The organism is Bacillus sp. EKM202B, from assembly GCF_011066025.1.
GTDB lineage: Bacteria > Bacillota > Bacilli > Bacillales > Bacillaceae_G > Bacillus_A > Bacillus_A toyonensis.
Map to the genome: position 1 here is coordinate 9202 of NZ_JAAMNK010000030.1, position 23131 is coordinate 32332.

The following is a 23131-nucleotide window of genomic DNA, read 5'->3' on the forward strand; positions in this document are numbered from 1 at the left end:
AATGGGAGACATTATTGATATATATGGTTTATCACCTTTGCAAAAAGGAATACTGTTTCATACTTTATACGATCAAGATGATGAATATTCTTTTTCCTATATTGTACAAGTAGGTTTCTTGCTCGGGGGGCAATTGGATGTTGCTACTTTTGAAAAGGCTTGGGAATATGTTATTCAACGACATGAGGTTCTGCGCTCAGTATTTGTTTGGGAGGAAGTAGAAAAACCTCTACAAGCAGTTTACGAACGTCTTCCTTTTACTATTCATCAAGAGGATTGGAGTACCCATTCGCATGAGGAGAAGGAGAAGAAATTACACCAGTTTTTGACTGCAGATCGTAGGAAAGGATTTTTATTGGATGAAGCACCATTGATGAGAGTCACTGCGATTAAAGAAGCAGAAGGGGAAACGAGAATTATTTGGACACATCATCATATTTTGCTAGATGGTTGGAGTGTTTCATTGGTGTTTAGTGAAGTGATGGAAGTTTATCTCAAGATGATAAAGGGAGAATTGTTGAATCTTCCTAAATCTCTTCCTTATAAAAAATATATCCAGTGGATAAATAAACAAGATCAAAGTCAAGCAGAGGAATTTTGGAAAGAAGAATTAAAAGGGTTCTATGCACCTACGCCAATAGCGATGGAAAGAAAGGATCAAGGGCAGGAGAAGGGCTATGGAGAGTGTGTTTATCAGGTATCTGAGGAACTCACTGAGAATTTACAAGAGTGGGTACGAAATAGTCGATTAACATTGAATACATTAGTACAAGGAGCATGGGCCTATTTGATGGGTAGGTATAGCGGTGAAAGTGACATCGTATTTGGCGTAACTAGCTCTGGACGTCCTACTGATTTGATAGGAGCAGAGAATATGGTAGGCCTATTTATTAACACATTACCTACTAGAATTCGATTAACGGATAATACATCTGTAGTAGATTGGCTTCGTAAAATACAGATGAAAGAAATGGAACGAAGACAATATGAGTATAATTCATTGATAGATATTCAAGGGTGGAGTGAGGTTCCGCGAAATAGCTCCTTATTTCATACCTTGTATGTGTTTGAAAATTATCCAATTCAAGGTGAGAGAAATGATGATTTAAGATTACTAGATGTTAAAAGCGCGGAACAAACAAATTATCCTTTAACACTCATTGTAATGCCTGGTAAGAAAATTACTTTAAAGTTGATGTATGATCGAAGCTATTTTAATGAAGAAACAATAAATCGGATTCAGAATCACTTATTGCAAATATTAATCCAGATGACGAAGAGCCTAGATTCAAAACTCTTTGAAATTACTCATTTAACAGCGGAAGAACAGATACAGTTATTAGAGGAATGGAATCATACTCAAGTAAATTATTCGGCTGAAGGCATGATTCATACGATGTTTGAGGAGCAAGTTAAAAAAACGCCGGAAGCAATCGCGGCTATTTACGAAAATGAACAAATTACCTATAAAGAGTTGGAGGAGCGTGCGAATCAGCTAGCTCATTATTTACAAAAGCGTGGTGTAGGCTCAGAGTCTCTGGTTGGGGTATATATAGAACGTTCATTACAAATGATGATAGCGTTATTAGGTATTCTAAAATCAGGAGCAGCGTATGTTCCACTTGATCCTACTTATCCAGAGAGTCGGCTTCGATATATATTAGAGGATGCTGGAATCGAAGTACTAGTGACGGAAGAGAATTCTAAAAATTTGTTTGTATCTGAAAATGTTGAAACGATTTGTATGAATAAAGATTATACTGCAATTGAAAAAGAAGAAACAACCCCATGTATAAGTGGTGTAACAGGAAGAAGTTTAGCGTATGTTATGTATACTTCAGGATCTACAGGGAATCCAAAGGGAGTAATGATTGAGCATCATTCAGTAATCAATTATCTAGAATGGATGCAACATAAATATCCACTTTCTGAAAAGGATGTGGTCTTGCAGAAAACGCCATTCTCATTTGATGTCTCTGTTTGGGAGTTGTTTTGGGGTATTCACGTTGGTGCAAGTGTATCTTTCCTGCCTCCAGGTGGAGAAAAAGATCCTTCTATTATAGCTGAAGTGATTAAAAAACATCAGGTTACTATAGTTCAATTTGTACCTTCGATGTTATCTGTTTTCTTAGATCACTTCAATCATATTGAATTGAACATGAATTGTTCGTCCATACGCCATGTATTTTCTGGTGGGGAAGAACTAAGTTCAGGGTTGGTTAGACGATTTCAACAGAAATGGAATCATAGTGGACAAGTGAAATTAACCAACTTTTATGGACCAACTGAAGCCACTATTTATGTGAATGCATTTGATATTCAGCCAAATCAAGAATTTGTTTCTATTGGGCAGCCGATACAGAACACGCAATTATATGTATTAGACCAAAATCAACGCTTGCAATCAATAGGAATTGAGGGTGAGTTATATATTGGTGGTGCTGGTTTAGCACGTGGATACTTAAATCGTCCGAATCTTACTGCTGAAAAATTCGTTTCGCATCCATATCGATTCGGGGAACGACTATATCGAACAGGAGATTCAGTAAGATATCTAACTGATGGAAATTTAGAATTTATAGGTAGAATGGACCATCAAGTCAAAATGCGTGGTTTTAGGATTGAATTAGGAGAAATTGAAGCGACTTTAGAAAAATGTTCGTTTATTAAAGAGGCTGTCGTATTAGTTAGAGAAGATCGTCCAGGTGATCAACGATTGGTTGCATATGTAATGAGCGATGGAAATACCCAAGAGTGGAGAGAGTATTTACAAAACCAATTACCGAATCATATGATTCCAGCGCACCTTGTAGAGTTAGAACACTTCCCGCTTACTCCGAATGGGAAAATTGACCGAAAGGCCTTGCCAGCACCTGATGAGCAAACTATTGGAGGTTTAAATGTTCTACCTCGGACGCCATCGGAAGAGCTTATTGCCTCGGTTTGGAGTCAAGTGTTAGGAACTGAAAATATCGGTATTCAGGATTCCTTTTTTGAACGGGGTGGGCACTCACTACTCGCTACTCAAATTGTTTCTCGATTACAAGAATTGTTCCAAATCAAAATCCCATTACGTGAACTTTTCAAGCACGATACAGTGGAGGCATTGGCGAAACGAGTAGATCAGTTACGAAAAAAAGATAAAAAACGAGAGGCTGCCCCTCTTATACCTATGAAACGAGAAGAAGCTATTCCGCTTTCCTATGCGCAGAAACGTCTATGGTTTATTGATCAATTAATGTCAAATAGTGCTATGTACAATATTCATGCAGCGTGTCGCTTAACAGGTAAATGGTCAATTGAAGCGTTGGAGGTCGGATGGAATCAGTTGTTGGAGCGTCATGAATCATTACGGACGATAATTCTAGAACAAGAGGGTGAACCTTTCCAACAGGTTCAATCTCATGTATTCAGACATATCCCTCAATTGAATCTAACAGATCTCTCTTTGGAAGATAGGGAAAGAGAAATGAAACGGCTCATTCAAAACGAAGCGGAGGAACCATTTCATTTTGGACAAGGTCCTCTGATTCGAACACGAATATTGAAAGTGGACAGAGAAGAATGGGTTCTCATTTGTACGATGCATCATATTATTTCAGATGGATGGTCAATGGGGATTTTACTTGAAGAATGGATGGCTTTTTATGAAGGAGCACTAAGCGGAAAACCGGCGGAATTGAAGGAGTTATCTATCCAATATGCAGACTTTGTTATGTGGCAGAAGGAATGGCAAAAAGAAGAGAATTTGGATCAGCACCTTCGATATTGGAAGGAAGAATTGGCTGGGGAGTTACCGGTTTTACAATTACCGATGGATCGTCCTCGACCTGCGGTTCAAACCCACCGTGGTGCAAGTCAGTCCTTAATGGTGGCGAATTCCCTACAGGAAAAGCTCAAAGATTTAAGTCTGCAAGAAGGATGCACTTTATTTATGACATTGATGGCAGCGTATCAAAGCTTCCTTTCCCGTTATACAGGACAGGATGACATCTTGGTTGGAAGCCCAATCGCTAATCGAAATGTTAAAGAGATTGAGGGATTAATAGGTTTCTTTGCAAATACGTTGGTTTATCGAGCTGATTTCAGTGAAAATCCGACGTTCCAAGAACTTTTGTCGCAGGTAAGAAAAAAAGCACTAAAAGCATACGAGTATCAGGACATCCCATTTGAGAAAGTGGTAGAATCCGTAAAGCCGGAACGGAATACAAGTCATTCACCAATATTCCAAACCATGTTTATTTTACAGAATACGAAGCAAGAATTTCCTCGGCTATCTGAAAGACAAATGGAACTCATGGAAAGCCATGCTTCTGTAGCGAAATTTGATTTGAGTTTATTTGTTACTGAGACGGAAGAAGGATTATCACTAACCTTTGAATACAATACTGATTTGTTTGATGATACAACCATTGAACGTATGGCAAGTCATTTTGAGCATTGGTTAAATCAAATTGTCTCTCATCCAAAATGTTTATTATCAGAATTGAATATGTTATCCAAAGTAGAATATAAGCAATTACTAGAAGAATGGAATGAATCAGCTGTTATAGATATAGAAGAATGCGCGATTCATACATTGTTTGAAGAACAAGTGGAAAAAACACCAGAAGCAATTGCAGTAGTATACGAAGATGAAGAACTAACATATCGAGAGTTGGACGAACGCTCGAATCAGCTGGCACATTATTTACAAAAAAATGGTGTAGGTTGCGAATCATTGGTTGGGATTTGTGTTACACGTTCATCTGAGATGATTGTAGGCCTCTTAGGAATTATGAAGGCAGGAGGAGCATATGTCCCAATAGATCCAGCGTATCCTGAAAGTCGACTGCAATACATTTTAGCGGATGCTCAAATAAAGGTACTAGTAACACAGGAAAAATTACAACAAAAAATGGTTATACCTAAATCCGTTGACGTGATTTGTATTGATCGTGATCGAGCAGAAATAGAACAAGAAGTAACTACGGTGTGTTCGAGTGAAGTGACGGGTGATAACTTAGCCTATATTATCTATACTTCAGGTTCCACTGGAAATCCAAAGGGAGTAATGATTGAGCATAGGAATACAGTAACAATGATTCGTTGGGCGCATCACACATATTCCCGAAAGGATTTAGCGGGAGTGTTGGCCTCCACTTCGCTATCCTTTGATCTATCTGTTTTTGAAGTGTTTGTTCCCCTAACGATGGGTGGTAAGGTGATTGTCGCTGAAAATGCTCTACATCTAGACAAGTTGTCTACCAAGGATGTGACTTTAGTCAATACTGTGCCATCGGCAGCGAAGGAACTGGTTCGAGCAAAAACACTCCCTTCTTCGGTAAAGGTGGTGAATTTGGCTGGAGAACGATTGCCATATTCACTTGTTCAAGATTTATATGAGAGAAGTACGGTTGAGAAGGTGTACAACCTATATGGACCGTCCGAAGATACTACGTATTCCACTTATATGGAATTAGAAAAGGGTGTCGTCCATAGGGTACCACCAATTGGTAAACCAATATTCAATACAGAAGTATATGTACTAAGTATTGAACAAAAAATGGTTCCAATTGGTGTAGTTGGTGAGCTGTACATTGGTGGATCGGGATTAGCACGTGGATACTTAAACCGTCCTGACTTAACGGAAGATCGTTTTATACCGCATCCATTTAAAGAAGGGGAGCGAGTATACCGGACTGGAGATCTAGTAAGGTATTTGCTGGATGGAAATTTGGAGTATCTTGGCCGAATCGATCATCAGGTAAAAATTCGTGGGTTCCGGATTGAACTAGGAGAAATTGAAGCGGCATTACAAAAGCATACATTAGTTAACGAAGCTATTGTGACGGTGAGGGAAGATTATCCTGGTGATCTACGTTTGATTGCTTATGTTGTAGGAGATGGGGATGCTCAAAAGTGGCGTGATTATCTCAAGGACCAGCTACCAAATTATATGATTCCAGCCTATTTTGTCGGATTGAATGCATTTCCACTCACTCCAAATGGAAAAATTGATAGGAAGGCCTTACCAGCACCAGAGAAACAGGAGATAACAAGTGGTTATATTGCTCCTCGTACGCCTACGGAAAAAACAATCGTTTCAATATGGAATGAAGTTTTAGGTATGGAAAACATCGGAATTCAGGATTCGTTTTTTGAAATAGGTGGTCACTCATTACTTGCTACGCAAGCTGTCTCCAGTCTTAAAGAGGCTTTTGGAATTGAGATACCATTGCATGATTTATTTATGTTTCATACAGTGCAGCAATTGGCAGAACAGATAGATCAATTGCACCATAACAAAAATCAAGAAATGCAGAATGATAGTAAGGAGAATGTAAGTCTTCAAGACTATATTCAAAAAGAAGAAGAAGTGGGTAATGATGAAGAATTATTTGAACTGCTTAAGCAATTAGAAGAGCTATCAGAGGAAGAAGCACAAGGAATATTTGAGAGTAATTTAGTTGAGGAAGGGGTAAAAAAATGAGAAGTGATTTACTTGCAAAGCTGAGTTCACTTTCTCCTGAGAAGAGAGCTTGGCTTCAGAAGCAAATGCAAAAAAAGGAGAATAAAGAAGCGCTCCCGTTGTCTTATGCACAACAACGTTTGTGGTTTATGGACAGATTTAATCCAAACAGTTCTTTATATAATATTCCAACGGTATGGAATCTAAAAGGAAATTGGATACCTGAAGCATTAGAGAAGGGATTCAATCGACTTATTGAACGTCATGAATCATTACGAACTGTTTTTAAAGAAGTAGAAGAACAACCTGTACAACAAATTGTCGAATTCCTTCCTAGAGCATTACCTGTAAGAGATTACTCTCAACTTCCTCTAGAAGTAAAAGAAAAAGAGGTAGATAGTTTAATTGCGAGAGAAGCGCAAAAACCATTTGATTTAATGAATGGTCCTTTAATTCGTAATCAGCTTGTTCAATTAGAAAAGGATGAATGGTTATTACTGTGTACGATGCATCATATTGTTTCTGATGCCTGGTCCATTGGTATATTCATGAATGAATTACTTGCTTTCTATGAAGAGGAAACGGGCGGAAATCCTGCTAAATTAAGTTCATTATCCATTCAATATGCAGATTTTGCGAAGTGGCAAAAGGAGTGGTTGCAAGGTGATGTGCTAAATCGTCAGCTTACGTATTGGCAGGAAGAATTGTCTGGTGAGCTCCCTATATTACAACTGCCAGTGGACCGGCCTCGACCGGTTACGCAAACTTATTCTGGGGATACGCATCACGTGATTTTTTCTTCTAGATTACTCAGTCAATTAAAAGATTTAAGTCGACAAGAAGGATCTACCTTATTTATGACTTTAATGGCTGCATATCAGAGCTTTCTTGCACGTTATACAGGACAAAAAGATATTCTAGTCGGAAGTCCGATTGCAAATCGGAATCATAAGGGAGTAGAAGGATTAATTGGTTTCTTTGTTAATACGTTGGTTTACCGATCAGATTTGAGTGGTACCCCTACTTTCCGGGAGATTTTGAACCAAACAAAGAAAAAGGCGTTAAAAGCTTACGAATATCAAGATATACCATTTGAAAAAGTGGTAGAAGCTGTGCAACCTGAACGAAGCATGAGCCATTCTCCTATCTTTCAGACCATGTTTACGCTACAGAATATAAAACAAGAACGACTAGATTTGCCTGGTAGAAGGATTGAAATGGTAGAAAGTAATATGTCTATTGCAAAATTTGATTTGAGCTTAACTGCCTATGAAGTGGAAGAAGGTCTATTTGTCTCATTTGAATACAACACGGATTTATTTGATAGTAGTACCATTGCACGTATGGCAGGCCATTTTGAGAACTGGCTAAATGAAATCGCGCATCATCCAGATGAATCATATACAAAGCTGTCAATGTTATCGGACACTGAGCAGAAACAACTCCTAGAAGAATGGAATGATACAGAAGTAGTTTATGGTCATGATTGTATGATTCATGAGCTATTTGAGCAGCAAGTTGCACGTACACCTGATGCAGTGGCGGTAGTTTATGAGGGTGGAAAGCTAACGTATCAAGAACTCAATGAAAAATCGAATCAATTGGCACATTTTCTACAAAAACGAGGTATTGGACCTGAATCATTGGTTGGTATATGTATTGAACGTTCTCCTGATATGATTATTGGTCTCTTTGGGATTTTGAAAGCAGGTGGGGCTTATGTCCCACTGGACCCAAGTTATCCCGAAAACCGTCTGAGATACATTTTAGAGAATTCACAAATTCAAGTGCTGTTAACAAAAGAGGCACTACAGGACTGGTTACCTAAAGATATTCAAGCAATTTGTTTAGACAGGGATCAAGTAATGATTTCTAAAGAGAGTAACTTAGCTCCGGTGAGTGGAGTAACAGCAAATAACTTAGCCTATATCATATACACTTCGGGTTCAACGGGAAATCCAAAGGGGGTAATGATTGAACATCATTCGGTTATCAACCGCCTACAGTGGATGCAGAAAAAATATCCATTGTCCGAGGAAGATACAATCCTACAAAAGACACCGTTTTCGTTTGATGTTTCCGTTTGGGAATTATTTTGGTGGTCATTTGTAGGAGCACGTGTTTGTTTGCTTCCACCAGGAGGAGAGAAAGATCCTGCAGTGATTGAGGAGTATGTTGAACGATATCGTGTGACCACCATGCACTTTGTTCCGTCGATGTTATCTACTTTCTTGGATTATATGGAACAATATAATTCGAAAAGGGATGTATCGTCTTTAATTCATGTTTTTACTAGTGGAGAAGCATTAAACTCTGAGCAGGTTCGCCGGTTTAAGTGGATCTTTTACAATGTTCAGCAAACACAGTTAATTAATTTGTATGGTCCTACTGAAGCGACTGTGGATGTGACTTATTATGATTGTGATTTAGAAAAAGAATCAATGCTTATTCCAATTGGTCGTCCAATTGATAATACAGAGTTGTATGTGTTAGATCAATATCAACAGGTGGTCCCAATTGGTGTGTCGGGGGAACTTTACCTTGGAGGAGTAGGATTGGCACGTGGCTACTTCAATCGACCAGATTTAACTACTGAACGTTTTATTCCGCATCCCTTTAAGGAAGGAGAACGATTATATCGAACGGGTGACCTGGTGAGGTATATGAATAATCGTAACTTGGAATATATTGGAAGGATAGATAACCAAGTCAAAATTAGAGGATTCAGAATTGAATTGGGAGAAATTGAATCAGCTTTACATGATCACTCATCTGTAAAAGAGGCTGTTGTGTTGGTGAAGGAAGATCGTCCAGGAGATAAGCAGTTAGTAGCTTATGTAGTGGGTGAAGGGGATACTGTAGAGTGGCGTGAATATCTCAAGAAGCAACTTCCACATTATATGGTTCCGGCATACTTTTTCCAAATTGAAGGGATGCCACTCACTCCAAATGGTAAGGTGAATCGGAAAGCCTTACTGGAATTGGAAGCACAGTTCATAAGTGAAGATATTACTTCATCACGAACACCAGTGGAGGAGCTCATCGTTTCCGTATGGAGCCAAGTGTTAGGTGTAAAAAATATTAGTGTTCAGGATTCCTTTTTTGAAATCGGTGGTCACTCACTACTAGCTACTCAAGTAGTGTCACGTTTACAGGAAATCTTTCAAATCGAATTACCAGTACGTGAACTATTTGAGTATGCAACGGTGGAGTCACTGGCAAAGCGATTAGATCAGTTACGTAAAGGAGATAGAAAACGAGAGATTCCGCCACTAATGCCGATGGAACGAGGAGAAACTATTCCACTATCTTATGCGCAACAGCGCTTATGGTTTATTGATCAATTTACACCTAATAGTGCCCTTTATAATATGCCAATGGTATGCCGCCTTACAGGGAGTTGGCTACTTGAGGCACTGGAAACAGGATGGAACCAACTAATAGAACGTCATGAATCATTGCGGACGGTCTTTCATGAAGTGAACGGTCAACCCATACAGCAAATTGAACCGTATGCTTTTCAATCAATTCCGAAAACGGATTTAACTATGCTTTCTCCAGAAGACCGAGAAGAAGAAGTTAAACGTTTGATTCAACAAGAAACAGAAGTGCCATTTGATTTAGCAGAGGGCCCACTAATCAGGACAAGTATTTTGCAAGTGGGAGAGGAAGAATGGATTCTCCTTTGTACTTTACATCATATCATTTCAGATGGATGGTCGATGGGAGTCCTACTTGAAGAATGGATGGCATTCTATGAGAAAGAAACGGATGGAAAGATAGCAGAACTTGAACCATTACCGGTTCAATATGCCGACTTCGCTCAGTGGCAAAAAGGTTGGCTGAAGGAGGAGGTGCTTGATCAACAACTCCAATATTGGAGGGAAGAATTGTCTGGAGAGCTTCCTGTACTCCAACTTCCTATGGATCGTCCGCGTCCTGCAATACAAACTCATCACGGGTCGACATACACTCTGGTTCTGCCAAGCACGCTACATGATAACTTGAACAAACTTAGTCGCAAAGAAGGGGCTACACTCTTCATGACGCTGTTGGCTGCATATCAAAGTTTTCTATCCCGTTATACGGGACAAGAAGATATTCTGGTCGGAAGTCCAATTGCGAATCGAAATTATAGAGAAATAGAAGGACTAATTGGTTTCTTCGTCAACACGCTGGTTTATCGAGCTAATCTGAGTGGTAGACCGACATTTCAAGATGTTCTGTCTCAGGTTCGTAAAAAGGCATTGAAGGCGTATGAATATCAGGATATCCCTTTTGAAAAAATTGTAGAAGTTGTGCAACCAGAGCGGAGTACAAGTCATTCGCCAATCTTCCAGACCATGTTCATCTTGCAAAATATGAAACAAGAGTTCCCGGTGTTATCTGGTAGAAGTATTGAAATGATAGAAAGCCATAGTCCAATTGCAAAGTTTGATTTAAGTGTAATGGTAGCTGAGACAGAAGAGGAATTGCTTTTTACTTTTGAATACAATAAGGATTTATTCAATGCATCTACTATTGAACGGATGGCAGGACACTTTGAGAAATGGCTACACGAAGTTTCTCATCACCCACAAAATCCGTTGCATGACCTGAGCATGCTATCGGAACCCGAGCGTACTTTGTTATTAGAAACATGGAATGACACTGTAATGGAAATGTCCCATCAGGCTCTTATTTGTGACAGATTTGAGGAACATGTAGCAAGGCGCCCTGATGCGATTGCCGTTGTTGATCAAACAAAAAAGTGGACTTATGGTGAACTGGATGCACAAGCAAATCAGTTGGCAAATGTTTTACAGCGAAAAGGAGTCGCCCCAGAGTCAGTGGTGGGAGTTTATCTTCCGAGGTCAGCTGAGCTCATGGCAAGTTTACTAGGCATTTTAAAAGCTGGTGGAGCTTATGTTGTTTTAGATCCGTTGTATCCAAAATCAAGGTTAGAATACATGATTGAAGATGCAGGAATTCAATTTGTAGTGACGGCGGAAGGACAAGAAGGCCATTTCGCACACGTCGAAACGGTGAGGTTAGAAGAATTAACAGTGGAAAGCGTAATCGCACCTACACGTCAGTTAAATCCAGAGAACTTAGCTTATATTGTCTATACCTCTGGTTCTACAGGAAAGCCAAAGGGTGTCATGGTTGAATATCGCTCATTAATGAATATGGTTTCTTGGCATCAAGAAGTTTATCGTATTACAGCAGAGGATCGTGCGACCCAGATTGCAGGGATTGCTTTTGATTCGGCTGTCCAGGAAATTTGGCCGTATCTAACTGCTGGTGCAGCACTCTACTTGTCAACAGAGGAACTGAGAATTAATCCAGAAGCACTAAGGGACTGGCTCATTGATTCACGAATAACAGCTAGTTTTGCACCTACACCTATTCTGGAAAGACTCTTGAAATTATCTTGGCCAGATAAAACGGATCTTCGTTTTATCCTTACAGGTGGGGATCAATTAACGCAGTATCCATCTAAAGATATTCCTTTTGCGGTAATTAATCAGTATGGTCCATCGGAAAATACCGTTGTTACCACAGATTGTTATGTGCCTGTAGGAGTGACAACCGGTACGCCATCGATTGGTCGGCCGATTGCGAATACAGAAGTTTATGTATTAGATTCTCATCTTCAGCTAGTACCAATTGGTATAATTGGAGATCTCTATATTGGAGGGAAGAGTCTTGCACGTGGATATGCTAATCGCCCGGATCTCACAAAGGAAAAATTTATTCCACATCCTTTCAAGTCAGGAGAACGTCTCTATTACACAGGAGACAAAGCAAGTTATCTTTCTGATGGTAATCTCCAGTTCCATGGTCGTATAGATGACCAAGTAAAAATTCGTGGTTTCCGGATTGAATTGGGAGAAATAGAAGCTGTTTTGCAGGCGCATTCTTCTGTGAAAGAAGCAGTTGTATTGGTACGAGAGGATAATCAAGATGACAAGAGATTAGTAGCTTATGTAGTTGGTGAAGGAAGTGTACATGAATGGCGAGAACATCTACAAACACATTTACCAAATTACATGGTTCCAACAAACTTTATTGAGATGGAATTTTTACCACTTACACCGAATGGAAAACTTGATTTGAAGGCATTGCCTATACTTAGTGAACAATCCGCCGAAAATACTGTATACCCACGAACTCCACTGGAAGAACTTATCGCTTCAGTGTGGAGTCAAGTGCTAGGAATAAAAGAAATTGGTGTTCAGGATTCTTTCTTTGAGCTTGGTGGTCACTCTCTACTTGCTACACAAGTGGTCTCGCGCTTACAAGAAGTCTTTCAAATCAAATTACCGGTACGTGAATTGTTCGAATATCCAACGGTCGAGGCACTATCGAAACGAATAGATCAGTTGCGTAAGGGGAGTGAAAAACGAGAAATTCCACCATTGATGCCGATGGAACGAGGAAATAATATTCCGCTGTCATATGCCCAACAGCGCTTATGGTTTATTGATCAGTTTGAACCTAATAGTGCACTTTATAATATGCCAATGGTATGCCGCCTTACAGGGAATTGGTTACCTGAGGAATTGGAGTTGGGATGGAATCAGTTGATAGAGCGTCATGAATCTTTGCGGACGGTATTTCATGAAGAGGAAGGTCATCCTGTGCAACAGATTCAACCTTATATTTTCCGTCCTCTTCCGCAAATGGACCTAACTAAGCTTTCATTAAAGGAGAGAGAAAGAAAGTTGCAGCAATGGATTCAAACTGAAGTTGAATCTCCATTTGATTTAGAACAAGGACCATTGTTCCGTGGACAAATCATAAGAATTTCAGAAGAAGAATGGGTTCTTCTGTGTAATATGCATCACATTATCTCAGATGGATGGTCGATGGAAATCTTGCTTCAAGAATGGATGACATTTTATGAGAATGCGATTGGTGAAAAACAAGCAGAGCTGGAACCACTACCAGTTCAATATGCCGATTTTGCTCAGTGGCAAAGAGGATGGTTGAAAGATGAAGTACTAAATCAACAGCTTGCATATTGGAAGGAAGAATTATCTGGTGAGTTACCAGTCTTAATGTTGCCAATGGATCGTCCGCGTCCGCCAGTGCAAACCCACCATGGATTAACTCATAATGTGCTGTTGTCACGCTCATTACTGGATAAATTAAACGAACTAAGTCGTCAAGAAGGGGCCACGCTTTTCATGACCTTATTGGCATCGTATCAAAGTTTCCTTTCCCGTTATACGGGACAATCGGATATTATTGTTGGCAGCCCAATTGCAAATCGAAATTATCGAGAAATTGAGGGGCTGATTGGTTTCTTTGTCAACACATTGGTTTATCGGGCTGATTTAAGTAATGCACCGGTATTTCAAGAGTTGTTGTCTCAAGTGCGGATAAAAGCATTGAAGGCGTATGAGTATCAAGATGTTCCGTTTGAGAAAATTGTAGAGGTTATCCAACCTGAACGAAATACAAGCCATTCCCCGATTTTCCAAACCATGTTTACTTTGCAAAATACGGGACAGGAGCTACCAGAACTACATGGAAGAAATATAGAAGTAATGGAAAGTAATGCTCCAATCGCTAAGTTTGATTTAAGTTTAACTGCTGCAGAAGTGGAAGAGGGTTTATTGCTTACTTTTGTTTATAGGACGGATTTATTTGACAGCTTAACTATTGAATCCATGGCTGAACATTTTGGAAACTGGTTGAATGTAATCGTGGAGAATCCTGATAAATCATTAGCTAAGTTGCCTATATTATCAGGATTACAGCAAAAAGAGTTGGAAGAGTGGAATAATAATGCTGTAGTATATCCACGGGAAAGTGCGATTCATCAGCTGTTTGAAGAGCAGGTAAATCATACACCTGACGCGGTGGCAGTGGTAGATGAAAAACAGCAGTTAACATATCTAGAGCTTAATGAAAAAGCTAATCAATTGGCCCACTATCTTCAGCAATGTGGGATTGGGACTGAATCATTAGTTGGACTTTGCTTTGAGCGTTCAGTTGAGATGATTGTTGGTATTATGGGGATCTGGAAGGCTGGAGCAGCATATGTTCCATTGGATCCATCCTATCCAGAAAGTCGTCTACGATATATTTTGGAGGACACTGGAATTCAAGTATTAGTTACGAATGAGTCATTAGAAGATTGGATACCCAAAGAAGTCAAGGCAGTTTGTCTAGATAGGGATCAAGCAATGATTTCAAAAGAAAGCATTCTTTCACCAAAATGTGAAGTAACAGGAGAAAACCTAGCGTATGTTATCTATACTTCGGGATCGACGGGGAATCCAAAGGGTGTCTTGATACAGCATCATTCTGTAATAAACTTGTCGCATGGTTTACAAAAAGAGGTTTTCGAACATGAGATACCATCTAACATGCATGTCGGTTTAAATGCGTCAATTGCCTTTGATGCATCTATTCAACAATTACAAATGCTGTTGTATGGTTCAAGTTTGTATATTATTCCGAATGAAGTACGAAGTGATCCGGAACAGTTTGTAGCTTATATTAGGGAGAACAAGTTAGCAATCTTTGATATAACACCTTCATTGCTTCAATTACTTATAGATGCCGGATTGTTAGAAACGTACGATGGCGTTCATGTTCCAAGTAAGGTATTGGTTGGCGGCGAAGCGATTATGCCGTCATTATGGGAACAGCTAGTAGAGACTGATAAAATTGAGTTTTATAATGTATATGGTCCTACAGAATGTACGGTTGATGCAACATGCTATCATATCAAAAAAGATAGTGAGAGAGTAACGATTGGGCGTCCGTTGCCTAACGTTCAAACTTATGTATTGGATAGAAATGGGTTGCCAGTTCCAGTTGGTGTGATGGGTGAACTTTATATCGGAGGAGCGGGTCTAGCGAGGGGATACTTAAATCGTCCAGAGTTAACATCCGAACGATTTATTTCTCATCCATTCAAAGAAGGCGAGAGATTATATAGAACAGGCGATCTCGTGAGATATCTTCCTGATGGTAATATAGACTATTTAGGAAGAATTGATAATCAAGTGAAGATTAGAGGATTTCGAATCGAACTTGGGGAGATTGAGTCGACTTTACAGGAGCATGACTTGATAAAAGAGGCAGTTGTAATAGTTAGGGAAAATCAGTCGGGAGATAAGAGGTTGGTAGCTTATATAGTGGGCGAAGGCAGTTTAGAAGAATGGCGCGAGTATCTTAAAATAAAACTGCCAATCCATATGATACCTTCCTACTTTGTCGAAATGGAAGAGTTACCGCTAACCATAAATGGAAAGATTGATCGGAAATCATTGCCTATACCAGATTATCAAGGAACACAAGAAGGCTACGTAGCCCCAAGAAATGAACGTGAACACAAGCTTTCTATCATTTGGGAACGTGTGCTGGGTTCAAAACGTATTGGTATTTATGATAACTTTTTTGAAATTGGTGGAGATTCAATTCTTAGCATTCAGATTGTCTCTCGTGCGAAGCAAACTGGTTTACAATTGACACCAAAACAAATATTTGAACACCAAACGATTGCTGAGTTGGCGCAGGTAGTCAAAGAAGAACAAGGTGTACAAGCCGAACAAGGAATTATAACTGGAGATACGATACTTACACCTATTCAGCAAGGTTTTTTTGCACAAAATCATCCTAACCCACATCATTGGAATCAATCCATGTTCTTTAGAACGAAAGAGAAACTGGATATAGTATCACTGGAGAAGTCAGTGCGTAATCTTCTACTTCATCATGATGCCCTGCGTTTAAGATATGAACGTTTACCTGATGGGGCTTGGAAACAGTGGAATGAAGGAATAGAAGAACAATTGATACTTACTGTCATTTCATTAGCCGAAGTGCCGGAAGCCGATTGGCATCAAGTTATTCAAAAAGAGATTAATATTGCACAAGAAAGTTTGAATTTACATGATGGTCCGTTAATGAGAATGGTTTATTTTGATGAAGGTGAGAAGACTGGCCGATTATTTTGGACAATTCATCACTTAGCCGTGGATGGTGTTTCTTGGCGAATTTTATTGGAAGATTTGCAAACAGCGTATAATCAAGCGATTCAAGGGCAGAAAATTCAATTACCTATGAAGAGTACATCCTTTAAAGAGTGGTCGGAAAAATTACATCATTACGCTGAAACTGGAATATCACAAGAAGTGCTGCATTACTGGGAGCAGCAGTCTGAACAAGACGTAGTTAAACTGCCGATAGATGGTACTATAAGTAATTCAGTAAGCGCAGTAACTGAGGAAATTACTGTGGTGTTAAATGAGAATGAGACCCGTATGTTATTGCAAGAGACTTTAAGCACTCACCGTGTCCAAATCAATGAAGTATTATTAGCAGCATTGGTACAAGCTACAGCAGCATGTACAGGGCAGAAGATATTGAGCGTGGATTTAGAGGGGCATGGTAGAGAAGAAATTATTGAAGATGTTGACTTATCGAGAACCGTGGGATGGTTTACAAGTATTTACCCTGTTCACTTAAATATTACTAGTGCTAATACGCCAATTGCAGCATTAAAAGCAGTTAAAGAACAAGTTCGCAAAATTCCTAATAAGGGTGTTGATTATGGAGTGTTGCGTTACATGAACGCAACAATGTGTGAGCAATTGAGCTCTCAACATACACCGTCTATTAGTTTTAACTATCTTGGACAATTTGATCAAATGTTTTCTAGAGATGCAATGTTTATGCCGGAGAACGAATTTAAGCGTTTAGATCATGCTGCCGGTTCCAAGCGATCGCATGTAATTGATGTAATTGGGGTTGTAACGAATGGAAAACTTCAGTTCACTTGGGTATACAATGTTGGACAATTCGCCAAATCAACGATTCAAAATATTGCACAGAATATGCTATATCAACTGAGCAGATTGATTCAACCTTCAGATAGAGAATCTGCACTGACCATTTCGGATTTTGCAATGGCTAATCTTAACCAAGTAGGTTTGACAAATGTACTAAACAAAATGAATCGTGGAAAGAACAATCAGATTACTGATTTATATCCACTATCACCTTTGCAAGAAGGTATGATTTTCCACACATTGCATGACCAAGGGAATGAACATGTTGCACCGTATATAGTGCAATTAAGTTTTATGATTAAAGGGAAAATGGATATTCCTACTTTTGAGCAGGCGTGGAAATCTGTAATTCAGCGGCATGAAATTTTTCGTACAGCATTTGTTTGGGACGAAATTGAAGAACCATTACAAGTGGTGTATGAAAATATCCCATTTAAAGTGAACAAAGAAGACTGGCGTACAATGACAACTAAAGAGATAGAGGAAAAAAGAAAAGTCTTTTTGGCATTAGATCGAAAACAAGCCTTCCAATTTGATGAAGCGCCATTGATGCGAGTAACGGTCATTCAAGAAGGTGAGGAAGAATATCGAATTGTTTGGACACATCACCATATTTTACTGGATGGATGGAGTTTACCATTGGTCTTTAATGAATTACTTACAGTCTATCAGAAGAAAATGAATGGAGAAGCCGTGAAGTTACCTAAGCCCTCACCATATAAGAAATATATCCAATGGCTAAGAGAACAAGATAAGGAGCAGGCGGAACAATTCTGGAGAGAAAAGCTTAAAGGTTTCACTGCACCAACTTTGCTGGGCTTAGAAAGTAAAGAGGGAGAAAAAGGTTACACAGAGAAGGTTATGTATTTATCAGAAGAGCAGACCCAAGCGTTACAAGGATGGGCGAAACGCAATAAACTTACTTTGAGTACAGTAATTCAAGGTGCATGGGCATATCTCATGAGCCGGTATAGTGGAGAAAATGACATTGTCTTTGGTGTAACAAGCTCAGGGCGTTCTACGGAGATTATTGATGTTGAAAACATCGTAGGTCCTTTCATTACAACGTCACCGACGCGAATTCAATTGATTGATGATATAAAAGTAATGGATTGGTTGCAGAAGATACAAGAGGAAGAGATAGAAAGAAGACAATATGAGTATGCTTCTTTAACAGAAATTCAGGGATGGAGTGAAGTTCCTAGAGGAACACCGCTGTTTAATAGTTTATATGTGTTTGAAAATTATCCAGTGAAAGAGGAGTCTTCAGAAAATCTAGAAATTGGTGAATTGGAAGGAGTAGAGCAAACCCACTACCCATTAGGGCTGGCTGTAGTTCCAGGAACCCAGTTATCGTTAAAGTTAATGTATGACTGTAGTAAGTTTAATAGAATAACTATTGAACGAGTGTTGGGTCATTTACACCAAGTGTTGATGCAAATGCTCAAAAACATTGATCAAACTCTATCAGAGCTGGTATATATTACGGAAGCTGAACAAAGACAACTATTAAAAGAATGGAATGATAATGCTATATCCTATCCACGTGAGAATGTGATTCATCAACTATTCGAAGAGCAAGTAAATCGTACGCCTGACGCGGTGGCAGTGGTAGATGAAAAACAGCAACTAACATATCGAGAGCTGAATGAAAGAGCTAATCAATTGGCCCATCATCTACAGAAATGTGGAATTGGGACAGAGTCATTGGTTGGCCTCTGCTTTGAGCGTTCAGTTGAGATGGTTGTTGGTCTCATGGGAATTTGGAAGGCTGGAGCAGCCTATGTTCCATTGGATCCAACGAATCCGGAAAGCCGCCTGCGATATATTTTAGAAGACACAGGAATTCAAGTATTGGTTACAAATGAGGTATTAGTAGGCTGGATACCTAAAGAAATCAAGACAGTTTGCTTAGATAGGGACCAAGCAATGATTTCTCGAGAAATCAAACTTTCGCCGATATGTGAGGTAACAGGGGAAAACTTAGCGTATGTTATCTACACTTCCGGTTCGACAGGGAATCCAAAGGGTGCTTTAGTACAGCACCATTCTGTAATAAACCTATCATATGGTTTACAAAAAGAAATTTTCTCACATGAGATACCTAGTAATATGCGCGTCGGTTTAAATGCGTCAATTGCCTTTGATGTATCTATTCAGCAATTACAAATGCTGCTTCATGGTTCAAGTTTATATATTATCCCAGGTGAAGTTCGCACTAATCCGGAACAATTTGTTTCCTATATTAGGGAGAATAAATTGGAAATGTTTGATATGACGCCTTCATTACTTCAATTACTTATAGATGGAGGATTGCTAGAAACAAGTGCTGATGTTCATGTACCAAGTAAGATATTGGTCGGTGGTGAAGCAATTATGCCGTCATTATGGGAACAGCTAGTAGAGACTGAAAAAATTGATTTTTATAACGTATACGGTCCTACAGAATGTACGGTTGATACAACGTGTTATCATATCCAAACAGATAGTAAGCGAGTTACAATTGGACGTCCATTGCCGAACGTTCAAACTTATGTATTGGATAAAAATCTGTTACCTGTTCCAGTTGGTGTAACAGGTGAGCTATATATTGGTGGTGCAGGTATAGCGAGAGGATACTTGAATCGTCCAGAATTAACAGCAGAGCGATTCATTCGTCATCCATTTAATGAAGAAGAGTGTTTATATCGTACAGGAGATTTGGTTCGTTATTTACCTGATGGTAATTTAGATTACTTGAGAAGAATTGATAATCAAGTGAAAATTCGGGGCTTCCGTATTGAACTTGAAGAGGTCGAAGCGAATCTAGAGAGTCATCCATTGGTAAAAGAAGCAGTAGTTTTGGTAACAGAGGATAAATTAGGAGAGCAGAGATTGGTTGCTTATGTAGTTGGAGCTGGAAGCATGCATGACTGGCGTGAATATCTCAAGACACAAGTACCGAATTATATGGTTCCCGCACACTTTATTGAGGTAGACGAGATTCCTCTTACAATGAATGGGAAAGTTGATCGAAAGGCATTGTACAGTTTAACTATTCAAAGAGAAAATAACTTCTCTACACCAATCATTCCAAGGGATGAAATTGAATATCAGTTGGTTAAAATCTGGCAGGATGTGTTACAGATAGAAGATGTCTATGTAAATGATGATTTCTTTAATAGAGGGGGACACTCTCTCCTTGTAATCAAATTAGTTTCAAAAATTAGGGAGAAGTTTGGAAAAGAGATTAAGGTGTCTACATTGATTAAGAATCCAACATTGGAAGGAATCGCATGCCTTATTCGTGATAAGCATGATATGACAAAATCTGTATCAGCGCTGGTACCACTACAAGAATCAGAGAAAAGACCTTTCTTCTGCGTTCATCCGTTTATGGGGAATGTATTTTGTTACATTCAATTAGCAAGATTGCTTAAGAATCACTGTTCATTTTATGGTTTACAGAATCCTCTCATAGAAAAGAGAGAGATTGACGACTCGACCTTGCCGGAACTAATTCAACTTTACATTAAAGAAATAAAAAGTGTTCAGCCAGAAGGCCCATATCGTCTTGGAGGATGGTCTTTAGGCGGTGCAATTGCTTATAAAATCGCAACTGTACTAAGAAATCAAGGAGAGGAAGTTGAATTGTTGGTACTTATGGATACTAAAGTACCTTCAGAGCAAGATCGTAAAACAAGGGAGGATATGCTCTCATATATATCTGAACATTTCATTCCTAGAGATCTTATTGAGCAGGAAGAAGGCCTCGTCCATAAGCAAGATATGCTTGTGGAGCGATTAATTATGGAAGGAGTACTCCCGCCTGATGCAAATCTTATGAATTTGAAGCAAGTTATCAATGCTCATAGGAAATGCCTGAACTTAATGGCAGATAATGATTTGATACCATACTTTGGAGAAGTTATCTACTTTAGTGCTGAGGAAGGAAAAGAGTTGTTTACAGATTGGGGACCTTTATTAAAAGGAAGAATAAAGAAGTATTCTGTCCCTGGATCACATGAGGAAATAGTAGACTTCCCCGCAGTTGAAAAGATAGCTAAGTATCTATTAAATGAATTTGAAGGAATAAAAGAAACATCCCTTTCATTAACTGAAAAGTAGAGAGTGCAAAAGATGCAACGCTATGAACGAAAAGGGCAGCCCAATAACTGCAAATAAAGTGAAGGCAATAATGAATATATCAAGAGTATTACTTTTTAAGAGGATAATGCAAAAATTACTTGATAGAGACATAGAAACCTATACGAGTTGCTCATAGAATGATGTAAATGCTCTCCATTTTTTGTAATAGAAGCTAATGCTTTGATGATATTACTGAGGAAAGGTGTATATTTTCATTGATATGTAAATATGCACCTTTTCTATTGTATTTGCAATTTAATAAAGTTAATTTGAATTTATGTAACGCACATATATGAAGCCATCCTTTAAAAAAGGAAGTGATTTATCATACATATTCAAGCTGTGAAAATACCAAAGAATATTGAAAGTCATTTGTTTAAGCAACTTAGTAACTTGGTTTCAAATGAGAAGAAAGAACGAATGAAGCGTTTATTAAACTCATGCGACATTAATAGGACCCTGATAGGGGATTTACTAATCCGATCTCTAATCTGCCAAAAGTATAAAATTAATAATGAAGAAATTAGATTTATATATAATGAGTATGGAAAACCTTTTTTTGAAAATTTTTCTGACTTTCATTTTAATCTGTCACATTCAGGAGAATGGGTGGTTTGTACTACTGCTAATTTTAATGTGGGTATTGATATAGAAAAGGTTTCAGAAATAGAGGCTCTTAAATTAGCAAATGAATTTTTTTCAGAGGAAGAATTTTATGATATATCTAATATGAATTCTGATGAACAAATTAATTATTTTTATGATTTATGGACATTAAAAGAAAGTTATATAAAAACGATTGGAAAAGGGCTTTATATCCCGTTAAATTCATTCTCTATAAAAAAAGAGTCACGAACTTTAATTTCATATAAGTATATACCTCAAAACTTTTACTTTAGACAATATAACATTGAGCCAAATTATAAGATATCTGCTTGTGCAACAAGGGATGAATTTCCGCAAGAGATAATAATTAAAGACATTTATTCAATTTGCCAAAATATATACAAATTTGAAAGTAAGGAGAAAATCAATGCGGAAGACTAAACTTTTTTGCTTTCCACATGCTGGGGGATCTGCGTTTAGTTACGCAAAATGGAAAAATCACTTTAATCCATATATTGAGGTAGTCCCGATAGAGTTAGCTGGTAGAGGATATAGAATTGAAGAAAACTTGTACCAAAGTATGGAAGAGGCCGTAAATGATGTCTACAATAATATAGTTATGCAGATAGATGATTCGCCCTACATTCTATTCGGGCATAGCATGGGGAGTTTGATTGCCTATGAAGTAGCTAGGAAAATACAGGATTCTAATAACGAATTACCTGAATTTCTTGTTTTGTCCGGTAGAAACCATCCAAATAGTAAAATAAAAAATATCCGATATAATCTTCCTAACGAACAATTTAAAAGAGAAGTTATTGCAATGGGAGGTACACCATCTGGGGTACTTCAATCAGAAGAATTAATGGAGATTTTTCTCCCTATTTTAAGAGCAGATTTTAAGATTGTCGAGACATACATTCATGATAATAATATACAACCATGTGATATTGATTTTCTTATATTTAATGGGAAAAATGATGAATTTACTACATATGATCAAGTAATAAAATGGAAGAAATATACAAGTAAAACGTGTACTTTTCATTCTTTTGAAGGTAATCATTTCTTTCTAAATGAAAATATTGAAGAAATAGCAAAGAGTATTATAGGAAAGTTTAATTCTAAAAGATTATCAACTAGTTTTTAGAGA

4 protein-coding genes are annotated in these 23131 nt (G+C 38.4%); all 4 read left to right on the forward strand.

Annotated features, from left to right (window positions below):
* Position 1 precedes the first annotated feature (1 nt).
* The 4 genes from G9F74_RS24470 (at position 2) to G9F74_RS24485 (ending at position 23128) form a co-directional block, all read left to right on the forward strand.
* Positions 2 to 6472 carry a non-ribosomal peptide synthetase gene (locus tag G9F74_RS24470; protein ID WP_016108416.1) on the forward strand — a complete coding sequence of 2157 codons (6471 nt, stop codon included), beginning with the start codon at positions 2 to 4 and terminating at the stop codon, positions 6470 to 6472.
* Positions 6469 to 21351 (forward strand): non-ribosomal peptide synthetase, encoded by a 14883-nt coding sequence (locus G9F74_RS24475; RefSeq protein ID WP_016108417.1) that lies wholly within the window; start codon positions 6469 to 6471, stop codon positions 21349 to 21351. Before G9F74_RS24470 ends, G9F74_RS24475 begins: the two co-directional genes overlap by 4 nt.
* Positions 21352 to 21714: 363 nt before the next feature.
* A complete protein-coding gene (locus G9F74_RS24480) occupies positions 21715 to 22419 on the forward strand; it encodes a 4'-phosphopantetheinyl transferase family protein (RefSeq protein ID WP_033668511.1) in 705 nt (234 codons plus the stop codon).
* On the forward strand, positions 22406 to 23128 hold the full coding sequence (locus tag G9F74_RS24485) for a thioesterase II family protein (protein WP_016108419.1): 723 nt from the start codon (positions 22406 to 22408) through the stop codon (positions 23126 to 23128). Before G9F74_RS24480 ends, G9F74_RS24485 begins: the two co-directional genes overlap by 14 nt.
* Positions 23129 to 23131: the final 3 nt, after the last annotated feature.